The 12,578-nt window shown below is 56.1% G+C and carries 9 protein-coding genes and 1 other annotated feature; of the genes, 8 read left to right on the top strand and 1 reads right to left on the bottom strand.

The window, feature by feature from the left end:
* On the bottom strand, positions 1-1,263 hold a 1,263-nt coding region (locus FKP33_RS06875), incomplete at its 3' end, for a phosphodiester glycosidase family protein (protein ID WP_258313401.1).
* A 199-nt stretch (positions 1,264-1,462) separates the two neighbouring features.
* Between FKP33_RS06875 and FKP33_RS27015 the strand changes: the two genes are divergently transcribed.
* The 8 genes from FKP33_RS27015 (at position 1,463) to corA (ending at position 12,530) form a co-directional block, all read left to right on the top strand.
* Entirely contained in the window at positions 1,463-1,621 is a 159-nt protein-coding gene (locus FKP33_RS27015; RefSeq protein WP_155613752.1) for a hypothetical protein, read from the top strand.
* On the top strand, positions 1,618-2,493 hold the full coding sequence (locus tag FKP33_RS06870; RefSeq protein ID WP_054800460.1) for an RluA family pseudouridine synthase: 876 nt from the start codon (positions 1,618-1,620) through the stop codon (positions 2,491-2,493). Before FKP33_RS27015 ends, FKP33_RS06870 begins: the two co-directional genes overlap by 4 nt.
* Positions 2,494-2,610: 117 nt before the next feature.
* Positions 2,611-3,750 (top strand): LysM peptidoglycan-binding domain-containing protein, encoded by a 1,140-nt coding sequence (locus FKP33_RS06865; RefSeq protein ID WP_141334317.1) that lies wholly within the window; start codon positions 2,611-2,613, stop codon positions 3,748-3,750.
* Positions 3,751-3,922: 172 nt separating this feature from the next.
* Positions 3,923-4,198: a binding site (T-box leader), on the top strand.
* A 153-nt stretch (positions 4,199-4,351) separates the two neighbouring features.
* Positions 4,352-7,021 (top strand): valine--tRNA ligase, encoded by a 2,670-nt coding sequence (locus FKP33_RS06860; protein ID WP_141334315.1) that lies wholly within the window; start codon positions 4,352-4,354, stop codon positions 7,019-7,021.
* A gap of 7 nt (positions 7,022-7,028) precedes the next feature.
* Positions 7,029-8,408, top strand: coding sequence for a bifunctional folylpolyglutamate synthase/dihydrofolate synthase (locus FKP33_RS06855; RefSeq protein WP_141334313.1), 1,380 nt, complete (start codon positions 7,029-7,031; stop codon positions 8,406-8,408).
* Positions 8,409-8,415: 7 nt separating this feature from the next.
* On the top strand, positions 8,416-9,798 hold the full coding sequence (murC, locus tag FKP33_RS06850; RefSeq protein WP_127607795.1) for a UDP-N-acetylmuramate--L-alanine ligase: 1,383 nt from the start codon (positions 8,416-8,418) through the stop codon (positions 9,796-9,798).
* A 121-nt stretch (positions 9,799-9,919) separates the two neighbouring features.
* On the top strand, positions 9,920-11,380 hold the full coding sequence (locus FKP33_RS06845) for an SPOR domain-containing protein (RefSeq protein WP_141334311.1): 1,461 nt from the start codon (positions 9,920-9,922) through the stop codon (positions 11,378-11,380).
* A gap of 199 nt (positions 11,381-11,579) precedes the next feature.
* Entirely contained in the window at positions 11,580-12,530 is a 951-nt protein-coding gene (corA, locus tag FKP33_RS06840) for a magnesium/cobalt transporter CorA (RefSeq protein ID WP_141334309.1), read from the top strand.
* The last annotated feature ends 48 nt before the right edge of the window (positions 12,531-12,578 follow it).

Here is a 12,578-nt window from a genome sequence, read left to right as displayed (position 1 = left end):
CTTGCCGCCTGGCGCCGTCCCCGGCTTTGCCTCGCCGGACGTCCCGCTGCTCGCCGGGGCTTTGCCGCTCGTATCGGGCTTGGCCGGTTCCGTCTTCGGCGCAGGCGCAGGCGGCTTCGTTTCCGTCGCCGGTTTGGGGGTCGTCGTCTGGCCCTTCGCCCGCTTCTCCGCCTGCTCGCGCAAGAAGTCGGGATGGTCGTGCGACCCGCCCGCATCAATCTTGTCGATGCCGTCCCAGACGCGCGTCGCTTGCACCGAATCGGGATCGTCGTAGACGAGGAACGCTGAAGGAAGCCGGCGTTCGCCGTAACGGCTGGAAGGCTTCGTGACGAGCTGACCGTCGACTACAAGCTCTGAGGAGGCCCCTCCGTCCAGATTGCCTGCGATAACGGCGCCTTCCGCCAGCAGCAAATCCTGCACTTCCTTCAAGGTGGCGCCGACGCTGTGCTTTTGACGTCCGTCTATAACGACGAAGATAACCGTTCCGTCGGCACGCTGCCCGACGGCGGTACGCGGCGCGCGGCCCCAGCCGCCGTCGCCGCTCGTGATCATCGGCTTGCCGTTAGCGATCAGCCGCGGATAGAACGAAACCGCTTCGGATACGCCCATATCGCGCAATTCGAAGGCGTCGTATTTCCCGACGACCAGATGGCCTTCCTTCGTAAAGCCGACGATGTGCTGCGGGATCGAGCCGTCCTGATCGGTAAAGATGATGTCTCCGCCGGAGATGATCATGCCGAGTGCGGCAAAACCGTTGCCCAAGCCTTCCGGATCGTCGAAGGCGCCGCCGTTTAAGCCGGCCACAGCGCCCGTACGGTTAACCATGGACGTGATTCGTTCGCCTTCGCCGGGCTTGTTCGGGGTCATGATCTTGATCGTCGTCGGATCGTAGACATACATTTTTTTACCTTTCCAGAGCGGGCCGGAAATATCTTCGACTTTGATCAATTCATCGATGGAACGCGCTTTCCCGCTTTTTTTGCGAACGGAGACGAGCCCCAGATTTTGCTTCTCCAAGGACGCCAATTCGATATCGTCCTGCATCTTCTTCACTAGCAAATCGCGTCGTTCCGCGCCCACGAAAATCCAGGCCCAACTGCGGTGCTGCGTCGTAATGACGGTCTGTGCCATCCATTCGCGCACTTTTCCGCCAGGCGGGGTCAGGAACAAAAAGCTGGAGGTCAAAAAAGTGAGCAGCGCGATATAAAACAACGTTCTTTTCATCAAACTCCACTGTTGGATCGCTTGCAAGCTGCCTTTCAATATATTCCTCTCCTAATAACAGGCTTAATGCCGTATTCTATCTATGAATCTACAATATTCTATCATATCAAGGCTGCATTTAACAGCAATTGCTAGAGTTAGATGAAGGCACAATTGGCAGTGTAACCGCTTTGATAATGGGGACCGGTTTGGTAAAATAAGCTTCGGTATCTATTTATCGAGGACGGGAGCTGTACATGTGTTAAAAAAATACAGTTTTTACGGAATCACGCTGGACATGCTGCTCGTATTCGGCATATTCGGGCTGCTGCTTGCACTTATCGTCGGTTACGCCTTCCTGGAACAGCGGCGCAGGAGCAAACCGCGAAGAGTCCGCGGCGGGGAGGACTCGGCATGAGCGGATGGCGCAGACAAGGAGAATGGCTCGAATGGCGTGCGGCCGGCGATATCCAGGGCAGGGAGCAGGCGAGGCAGCTCGCTTCGGCTTTGATAGGCGAGAAGTGGAGCCGCACCTTGCTGCATAACGGCGGCTTGCTGTGGCAGGGCAGCCGGCTGCGGCTGCGGTTATTTCCCGAGGAGCCGAACGTTCAAGCGGACGAGTGGACGGATATCGAGTTCTTGTATGAAGACGATTTTTGCTTCGTGGCGGATAAGCCTGCCGGGATGAAGGTACACCCGACAGCGGAAGGCGAGAAGGGGACGCTGCTGCAAGCGGCAGCCTCCAGGCTTGCCGCCGAGGGGCAGCTCTGCCGTCCGCGGCATATTCACCGGTTGGACGAAGACACGACCGGTCCGGTGCTGTTTGCCAAGTACGACTGGGTGCAGACGATTCTTGACGCCCGGATGCGCGAGAAAAGCATCGGCCGCACGTACGTCGCCTTCGTCCAAGGCAGGCTTGCGAAAGCGAAGGGCCGGATCGACGCACCGATCGGCCGCGACCGGCATCACCCGACACGTCGCCGGGTTTCCCCGACAGGCGAGTCAGCCGTCACCTTATATGAACGGCTGGAAACGTATCCGGACGCTGCGCTCGTGCGGTTGACGCTCGAAACGGGGCGGACGCACCAAATTCGCGTGCACCTGAGTCATTTGGGTCACCCGTTGATCGGAGACGCGTTGTACGGCGGGCGGCGGGATGCCATCGGCCGTCAAGCGCTGCACGGGGAAGCGCTGGTTTTTCCGCATCCTTTTACGAATGAGCCCGTGGCGGTTTCATCGCCTTGGCCTGCCGATTTCGGCGCACTGCAAGAACGGTTGAAAAATTTGTAGTCATGCTGCTCCTCCCGAACCCATATACATGTTGTAGAGGTTGTTATATGACAATGCGGTCTAGTATCTTACTTTTCTTACGGGAAAAGGAAGTCATACGAAAGGGAGGACTTAACCTTGGCAACTGATCAAAACGGATTGCGATTCGATATTTACGAGCGTGTACATTTAAGTGAGGGCGTGCTCGGCATTAAGGAGCTGGAGAGCGTCGAGCTTGTCCCGCATATTCAAGTGTTGTCTCAAGGAGAACAAGCCGTTCTGCGCGGCAATCTGCTCTTGACCGGCGCCTATGTGGATGAACAAGGCCGCGAGGCGCAAACGCTGGAGCATCTGATCCCGGTCGAAATTACGCTGCCGATGAACCGTGTGCAACGCGTTGAAGATATCGCGGTGGAAATCGAAAACTTCGACGTCGATCTGCTGTCCGAGCGGAGCTTGAATATTACCGGCGTGTTATCGTTAAACGGTCTGGAAGTGTTCTCTTCTTCCGAAGGCGAGCGGTCCTGGAGCGAGACGGAAGAAGAGGTCGTCTTCGTACATGAAGCCCGGGTTCCACAGCGTGAGGCTGCGGCTGAACCATGGGCTGAAGAACAGGCAGAAAGAGTTGCGGAGCGGGAGCCATCGATTCTTCACTCTTCCGCAGCGGAGCCTGCAAGTCCGTTTACGTCCCGTCAAGAGGAGCGGCAGAACGGATGGACGCCGGAGGAACCCCGAACGGAGGCGTCCGAGAAAGCGTCCGTGCAGAGCGTAGCGGCTGCTGAGCCTGCGCTTGCGCCCGAGTCTGCCCAACTTGAGCAACTTGAGCAACTTGAGCAACATGAGCAACCTGCGCAACCTGCGGAGGAAAAGAAAGATGTGAAAGTGGGCTTCGGCATCAAGGGCTCGTCCGCCGTCGAGCCGTCTCCGGCCCCGGCACAACCGGCAAGCGGCAAGCCGTTCGGATTCACTTCGCTCGTTCAGTACGCGGCGTCGAAGTCGGAAGCGCGCGAAGCGGAAGAGGCTGCAGCCGCAGCCGCCGCAGCCGCAGCCGCAGCCGCGCAAAGCCAGGCCGACGAGAAGGTGGAGTGGAAAAACCTGCTCCCGGGCAGGCAGGGGCAGCAGGAGTTCCGGAAGCTGCGGCTGGTGATTGTGCAGAAGGAAGAAACGCTCGAAACCATTGCCAAAAAATACAATGTGAGTCCGCGGGAAATCGCGCTTCATAACCGGCTCGGCGAAAGCGAGCTGGCCGCCGGACAAATCGTATATATCCCGAAATAACGGCGCGCACCCAAAACAATGCGTCCGGGCAGCCTGAAGCAGGCTTGTCCGGGCGTTTTTTTGGTTATACTGATCGGATGGAGGTTCGCGGCCCGGAAAGTGGATGGTATTAAACGCGGCCTCGTATTGACTCTGCCGTTGCGATTGTTTATCATAATACGCATAAGATGCTGTAATAACGTGGAAAGGGAATAGTAGGCAGCAAGCCCTTCAGAGAGCGGAACCGGCACCACGCTGAGAGGTTTCCCGCAGGATGCGTACCTGTCGAAGTCGCCCCGGAGTTGCCGAATTGAAAGCCATGCGGCTTAGATTCGGCCGGTCACAGCCGTTATCTGTTTAAGCGCCGTATGGGCGGCTTTCATCCCGATGGAATGCGGGTATCCCGCGCTCCTGCAGGCTCATGCGGAATAAAGGTGGTACCACGGATGCGAAAGCCTTCGTCCTTTACGGGCGAGAGGCTTTTTTTGGTTGATAGAAGGCATCAACCTTGACGAAGGCGCGTTTCCTTGCCGGACAAGGAAAGCGTGGCCGTTAATCGCGGCTTCAAGCCGTAAGCTTGCCGATACAGCGAACAGTAACCAGTTGGAGGAGAGAAAAGGTTATGGAAGAAACGAAACCAGCGGCACCGGAAACGTCGATGCCGACCACGTACGATCCGAAGGAAAGTGAGAAGAAATGGTACGATTATTGGCTGCAGGGCGGGTATTTCAAAGCCGGCCAACGGCCGGACGCCAAGCCTTACAGCATCGTCATACCGCCGCCGAACGTGACGGGGATGCTGCATATCGGACACGCGCTGGATAACACGCTGCAGGACATTGTCATCCGGGCCAAACGGATGCAGGGCTACGATGCGCTCTGGCTCCCGGGCACCGACCACGCGGGAATCGCGACGCAGACGAGAGTGGAGCAGAAGCTTCGCGAGGAAGGCCTGTCCCGATACGATCTCGGACGCGAGAAGTTTCTCGAGAAAGTGTGGGAGTGGAAGGAGCATTATGCCGGCACGATCCGTGAACAATGGGCCAAAATGGGCCTGTCGCTCGATTACTCCAGGGAACGGTTTACTTTGGACGAAGGGCTTTCCAAGGCGGTTCGCGAAGTATTCGTCCGTCTCTATGAGAAAGGTTTAATCTACCGCGGCAAATATATTATCAACTGGGATCCGGCGGCCCGTACGGCGCTGTCGGACATCGAAGTCGAATATAAGGAAGTTCAAGGCGCGTTGTACCACCTGAAATATCCGGTCAAAGACAGCGGAGAATTCATCGTCGTCGCGACGACGCGCCCGGAGACGATGCTCGGCGATACGGCGGTAGCGGTGCATCCGGAGGATGAGCGCTATCGGCACTTGATCGGCAAGACGCTCGTCTTGCCGATTATCGGCCGCGAAATTCCGATCGTCGGCGACGAGTACGTCGAGAAAGAGTTCGGAAGCGGCGCCGTAAAAATTACGCCGGCGCACGATCCGAACGACTTCGAGGTGGGCAACCGCCACAGCTTGCCGCAGGTGCTCGTGATGGACGAGTCCGGCAAGATGAATGAGAACGCGGGCAAATATCAAGGGCTGGACCGTTTCGAATGCCGCAAGCAGATCGTGGCGGACATGAAGGAGCTCGGCGTGCTGATCAAGATCGAGGAGCACGTGCATCAGGTCGGACACAGCGAGCGCAGCGGCGCCGTCGTAGAGCCGTATTTGTCGACGCAGTGGTTCGTGAAGATGAAGCCGCTGGCCGAACGCGCCGTCGAAGCGCAGAAGTCCGGACAAGGCGTCAACTACGTGCCGGACCGTTTCGAGAAAATTTATTTGCACTGGATCGAGAATGTCCGCGACTGGTGTATTTCCCGTCAGCTGTGGTGGGGTCACCGGATTCCGGCCTGGTATTGCGACGACTGTAAAGAATTGATTGTCGCGCGCGAAGATGTCACGGTTTGTCCGCATTGCGGCGGCACGCATATGAAGCAGGACGAGGATGTGCTCGATACGTGGTTCAGTTCGGCGTTGTGGCCGTTCTCGACGATGGGCTGGCCGGATCAGACCGAAGACATGAAGCGTTATTACCCGAACGACCTGCTGGTGACGGGCTACGATATTATTTACTTCTGGGTGGCGCGGATGATTTTCAGCGGTCTTGAATTTACGGATCGCATTCCGTTCAAGGACGTGCTTATTCACGGACTTGTGCGCGACGCCGAAGGGCGTAAAATGTCCAAATCGCTCGGCAACGGCGTCGATCCGTTCGACGTCATTGAGAAATACGGCGCCGACGCGATGCGCTTCATGCTGTCGACGGGCTCTACACCGGGGCAAGATCTTCGCTTCCGTTGGGAGAAGGTCGAGCAGGCCAGAAACTTCGCGAACAAGATTTGGAACGCTTCGCGTTTCGCGCTCATGAACCTCGGGGATTTCAAATACGAAGATATCGATTTGACCGGCCAACTCGGAACGGCGGACCGTTGGATCCTGCATCGTCTGAATGAGACGGTACGCGAGGTAACCCGACTGATCGATGCGTACGAATTCGGCGAAACGGGCAGGCTGCTGTACAATTTCATCTGGGACGATTTGTGCGACTGGTATATTGAATTCAGCAAGCTGTCTTTATACGGGAACGACGAAACGGCGAAAAAGACGACGAAGTCTGTCCTCGCTTACGTGCTGGACCGGACCCAGCGCCTCCTGCATCCGTTCATGCCGTTCATCAGCGAGGAAATTTGGCAGCACTTGCCGCATGAAGGCGATACGATCACGCTTGCCGCATGGCCGACGTTCGAAGCGAAGTTCGAAGCGCCGGATGCGGTGCGCGAGATGGAGCTGTTGATGGACATTATCCGGACGGTGCGCAACATCCGGGCGGAAGTGAACGTGCCGATGAGCAAGAAGATCGAGCTGCAAGTGAAGCCGACCGGCGCCGAGACGGAACATATTTTGAAGCGAAACGAAGAGTACCTCCGCCGGTTCAGCAATACGTCGGTCTTGACGATCGACAGCACGCTGGGCGCGCCGGATAAAGCGATGACAGGAATCGTCACAGGCGCGGAATTGTTCTTGCCTTTGGCCGGATTAATCGACATTGCCCAGGAAATAAGCCGCTTGGAGAAAGAGCTTCAGACGCTCCACGCCGAAGTTGAGCGCATTGAGAAAAAACTTGCGAACGAAGGCTTTGTCGCCAAAGCGCCGGCCAAAGTGATTGAAGAAGAAAAAGCGAAGCTGGCCGATTACTCCGGCAAGCGGGATAAAGTGACGGCTCGTATCGCGGAACTGAAAGGATGAACGTAAGATGACGAAGGACGCTAACGCTCCGATCCAGGGTTCCTTCCGCACCGCGAGGGAAGCGATCGACTGGATCGTCCGTTTCATTCCGATGACGGGTATCAAGCTTGGGCTGGAGCGTATGGAGAAGCTGATGGAGCTGCTCGATTATCCGCACCGCCGCTTGAAGTTCATTCATGTGGCGGGCACGAACGGCAAAGGCTCGGTCTGCGCGTATTTGACCGAAACGATCCGGCAAGCCGGCTATGATGTGGGGACGTTCACGTCCCCCTACATCGAAACGTTCCATGAGCGGATTCGATTGAACGGGGAAAACATCAGCGACGAGGATTTGCTGCAGGTCGTTAACAAAATTAAACCGCTGATCGATGAAGTCGCCGCCGAATACGGGCAGCCTTCCATGTTCGAAATATCGACCGTCATCGCGATCGAATATTTTGCCCGGACCGCGTACCCGGACTTCGTTGTTTGGGAGACGGGTCTTGGAGGCCGGCTTGATTCGACGAATATCGTATCGCCGCTCGTATCCGTCATTACGAACATCGGGCACGATCATATGGACTACCTCGGGGACTCGCTCGCCTCAATCGCCGCCGAGAAGGCCGGGATTATCAAGGCCGGAGTTCCGGTCATCAGCGCCGTCGAGCAGCCGGAAGCGCTGCAGGCGATCGAAGACAAGGCTGCCGAGAAGAAGAGCAAAGTTTATTTGCTGGGTCGCGAGTTTCACCTGGAGACGGTTGCTTCGGTCGAAGGCGAGCAGACGTTTCATTTCGAAGGATTGTTCAGGCGCATTCCGAACGTCTCGATCTCGATGAACGGCCCGCATCAGGTTAAAAACGCGGCCGTAGCCCTCATGACCCTCGAAGTGCTGCGCCAGTATTACGCGCTGATCGTGGACGACGAGGACTTGTATCGGGCGATGAGGACGACATCTTGGCCGGGACGGCTGGAGAAGGTGTCTGACAACCCGCGGATCGTCATCGACGGGGCGCACAATCCGGAAGGAGCCGAAGCGCTTGCGGTTTCGCTGACGACCACTTACAAGTACCGCAAGCTGCATTTTATGATGGGGATGCTGGCGGGCAAGAATCATTCAGGCTACTTCAGGCATATACTACCAATAGTGGATACCCTTATCTTGACCGAGCCGAATTGGCATAAAAAAGCGTCCGCCGCGGATCTTGCCGCGATCGCCCGTACCATGCTCGCCGAGCTCGGCCGAGACCAGGTGGAAGTGATCATCGAACCGGATTGGAAGACGGCGTTTGAACGAACAAAAGAGTTGACGGCACAAGACGACTTGGCCGTCGTTTCAGGTACGTTATATTTGATGGGGGATATACGTTCCTGGATCAAGCATCAATCCGATTCTGAAAAAGGCTGGTGAAACGGGCGTGAATACATCGGAGCACATCCATTTTATCGGCATCGGCGGGTATGGTATGAGTGCCATTGCCAAAGTGATGCTGGAAATGGGCTACCAAGTTTCGGGATCTGATTTGGCGCAAGCCGAGCTTACGGAAAAGCTCGCAGCCAAGGGAGCGCAAGTGTTCATCGGGCACGAAGCGCAAAATGTGAAAGGCGCAGACGTCGTCGTTTACTCGACCGCTCTGTCCAAAGATAATGTGGAAATGCTGGCGGCTGAGGAATTGAACATTCCGATTCTTCACCGTTCCCAAATGCTCGCGCAGCTGATGAATGCGAAGAAAGGGATTGCCGTAGCAGGCGCGCACGGAAAGACGACAACGTCCTCCATGATTGCGCTCGTGCTTGAACAGTGCGGGCAAGATCCGACCTTCATTATCGGGGGGGAAATTCTGAACGTCGGCAGCAACGCGAAGGCCGGTAAAGGCGATTACGTCGTGGCCGAAGCGGACGAGAGCGACGGATCGTTTCTTCAATATCAGCCTTTGATCGCTTTGGTGAACAATATCGAAGCGGATCATTTGGAAAACTACGACGGTGACTTTGAAAATTTGAAAAAAGCGTATGCGCAATTTCTTAGCCAAGTGAAGCCGCAAGGTAAAGCCGTCATCTGCAAGGACGATCCGTATTTGCTGGAAATGATGCCGAACATCCAAAGCGAGGTCATCACGTACGGGATCGATTCGGAAGCGGACGTCGTCGCGCGCAACATCGATCTCGGCGACCGTAAAGTTTCGTTCGACGTCGTGCGCGGCGGCCGGACGCTCGGTACGATTCGATTGTCGGTCCCGGGCAAGCATAACGTGTATAACGCGCTCGCCACGCTGATCACCTGCATGGAAGCGGGGCTGTCGTTCGAGCAGGTGGCGGAAGCGATTCCTTCGTTCCGCGGCGCGAAGCGGCGCTTTCAAGTGCTCGGCGAAGTGAACGACATGCTCGTGATCGACGATTATGCGCATCATCCGACGGAGATCGAAGCGACGATTCAAGCGGCGAAGGCGACGGGCAAGCGCATTGTGGCGGTGTTTCAGCCGCAGCGTTATACGCGCACGTACTTCTTGTTCGAGCAGTTCAGCCGCTCGTTTCCGGAGGCTGACGAAGTGATTATTACGGACATTTACTCGCCGGCAGGCGAAAAACAGATCGAAGGCATCACCTCGGCCAAGCTCGTGGAACTGATTAAGCAGAACAGCAATCGGAACGTGCGTTACATCCCGACGAAGGAAGAGGTTCAGGCGTATTTGTCCCGTGCGGTGCAGCCTGGAGACTTGGTGCTGACGATGGGCGCGGGGGACATTTGGAAAGCGGCGGCGGGTCTCGCCAAAGCATTGGAAGAACGGCAAAGTTCATAGTACTGCGAAGAGAGGCTCCGATTCCTTGCAAGCTTGAAGGAAATCGGAGTTTTTTTGTTCTATTTCGTGTCCGACTCTCATAGTCTAGTAACACGAAACCGGACAAGGGAGAGTAGGAGCAATGAATAAAGCCAAAATGACGTTTCGATTTTCGCATGAACGCCGGCAGGATGATTCTTCCCCGCGCAGGGAAGTCAAAGTGATTCCGCTGCATGCGGAAGAGTATCGTGTGGTGCAAGAGCCCGAAACTCAACGCGCCGAGGTTCCGTTGCACGGGTCTGAGGCTTGGACGGAGACGGAGACGGAAACTGGTTTGGACGATAAGGCGGGGAGGCGCGGGGAAGCGGGAGCGCGGTTCGGCAGCGGCACGGAAACGAACGGGGGGACGCCGTTCCATACGGGACAGGCTCCCTCCCGGACGTCCCGAACGTCGGTAAAGCCTGCGGGCCGGAGTGAGTTCTCTTCGCCAAGCGTGAAGCCGCTTAACGATTTTACGACCGATTTTGGGGGTTGGCAAAGCTCTTTCGATTTGGAGACGGAGCGCGTCGAGCAGATCATTCGCTCTGCCGGCGGACCCGCTGCCGATCCGGAGACAGGCTATTTCGAACGCGAGCCGAGGCCGTCCGGAGGCCGCCGCTCCCACCGCGGGGTGATCGTGGATGATCATGTACATTACTCCAAGGCGCCGGGGGGCGGCTCGTTCTTGAAAATTACGGCTTCGGTGGCCGGAGCGGTTATTACGGGCGTCGCCTTCGGTTTTTTGGTGCTGTCGATGTTCTCCGGCGGCGAAGGGAGCGGCACGACCGCCGACCCGACGCAGGCGCAAGCCTCGGCAGGCGGCGCGGCGCAGCCGCAGAACGGGGACAAAGCGGACGCCTCCGGCAGCGGAACGGGGACGCAGGCGGCTGCGCCTGCAGGCGCCTCGGTGCCGGCTGCGGCCGCGGACGGCGTTGCGATCGCGCTGCCGGCTGCCAGCTATACGTTTCTGCAGGGCGGCGTGTTCAGCACCGCGCAAAGCGCGGAGACGGCGGTGGCCGACTTCCGCAAGAAAGGTCTTGCCGCAGTGAGCGAGGCGGGAGACAAATATACGGTCTATGTCGGCATGGCGTCCGGCCGTGATGAAGCTCTGGGACTTTCGCAAGTCTACGAGGCCCAGGATATCGACGTGATGCTAAAGCCATACGACATTCCGGCGGTATCCAAAATCCGTTGGAACGGCAAGCAAGCCGATATATTCGGCACCTACATGAATCAGGGCACCAAGCTGGTGCAGCTCATCGCGGCGCAAACGGCCGTTCACGCCGGCGAGCAGACGGCCGGCGCTCTGGACGAGAAGGCGCTGCAGACGATCAAGACGACGCACCAAAGCTGGTCGCAATCGGCGGCTTCCGTCAGCGACGGGCTCGGCGAGGCGGGCAAGGCTGCGCTGCCCAAGATGAACAGCGCCTTGAATACGGCCGTTGCCTCTATGGAGGAGTACAAGAAGAACCCCTCCGCCGCGTTCATATGGCAGGCGCAAACGTCGCTGATGCAGTACCTGGTAGCTGAGAAAGAGCTGCTCAAGGCGATCGTGCTGCCGTAGAACTCAGGTCGGGAAGCACGAATGGTTTCTGTATCGCAAGATCAGCTGTGGCAAAAACACGAATATATCTTCCTCGAAGGGCTCCGGTAAGGAGCTCTTCTTTCTGCGTTTGCAGGTGTAGGGACGAATCATTTGCAAAGAATAAGATTATGGTATACTCAGAACTATACCAACAAACCGAATGACCAAGGAGTTATTCATGATTCGTTCATTAGCGGTAACCTACGATTTGCAAGTGATGAAGGACGTTTCATTAAACCGGCTTGCAGATGCCGATATTCGTTGGTATTGGGTCGACTTTAATGATCCAACCGAAGAGGAAGCGAAACTTTTAGAAAGTCATTTTCATTTTCACCCGCTTGCCGTCGAAGATTGCTTCCATTTGCTGCAAAGGCCTAAATTAGATCATTATGAGGATGTGCATTTTTTCGTCATGCACGCGATTCATCCCCAAACACTTGCCGCTGAGGAAGTGGATTTATTTTTAGGAAACAACTTTGTCGTCACCTTCCATTTGAACCCTGCGAGGGAAGTGGAGGATGCCTGGGCCAAGATCAGCGGGCAGAATAAAGGCGTTGACCAAGGCCCCATTTATGCGGCTTACCTCATTATGGACAAGCTGGTGGATCAATATTTCCCCAGTGTTTATCAAATCGAAGATCAGCTGAACGATATCGAGAATAAGGTTAGGTCGGAATCGATCCAGGCGTTAATGGACGATATATTCGAAATCCGCTCCAAATTGTTAAAGCTTCGGCGAACGATTGTACCTATGCGCGATCTTCTGTACCGGGTCATTAATTCCGAACGTATTGAAGGCATCAAGGAACATTTGTTTTACTTCAAGGATGTCCATGACCACCTGCTGAAGCTGTCCGAGATGATTGACTCCAACCGGGATGTAACGGCCGATATGCGGGATAGCTACATCTCGCTGAATTCAAACCGGATGAATACGATTATGAAAACTTTAACCGTTATTACGACCATCTTCATGCCTTTAACCTTCATCGCGGGCATTTACGGCATGAACTTTGAGAACATGCCCGAGTTAAAATGGCAGTGGGGCTATTTTATCGTTTTGGCGCTGATGTTCGCCATCGGTTTTGGCATGTTTACCTGGTTTAGAAAAAAAGGTTGGTTTAACTAGAAAAATCCGATGCTCCCTGACCAGGGAACATCGGATTTTAGCGGATTG

It is taken from the genome of Paenibacillus sp. tmac-D7 (assembly GCF_006519665.1).
GTDB lineage: Bacteria > Bacillota > Bacilli > Paenibacillales > NBRC-103111 > Paenibacillus_G > Paenibacillus_G validus.
Note: the sequence above shows the minus strand (reverse complement) of the source record. Positions and strands in the feature narration are given on the sequence as shown.

Bases quoted from the DNA above. Each gene is read 5' to 3' on its own strand.
- FKP33_RS06870 (WP_054800460.1), top strand. From the start codon at position 1,618: ATGAGCGGATGGCGCAGACAAGGAGAATGGCTCGAATGGCGTGCGGCC.
- FKP33_RS06860 (WP_141334315.1), top strand. From the start codon at position 4,352: ATGGAAGAAACGAAACCAGCGGCACCGGAAACGTCGATGCCGACCACG.
- FKP33_RS06855 (WP_141334313.1), top strand. From the start codon at position 7,029: ATGACGAAGGACGCTAACGCTCCGATCCAGGGTTCCTTCCGCACCGCG.
- FKP33_RS06845 (WP_141334311.1), top strand. From the start codon at position 9,920: ATGAATAAAGCCAAAATGACGTTTCGATTTTCGCATGAACGCCGGCAG.
- corA (WP_141334309.1), top strand. From the start codon at position 11,580: ATGATTCGTTCATTAGCGGTAACCTACGATTTGCAAGTGATGAAGGAC.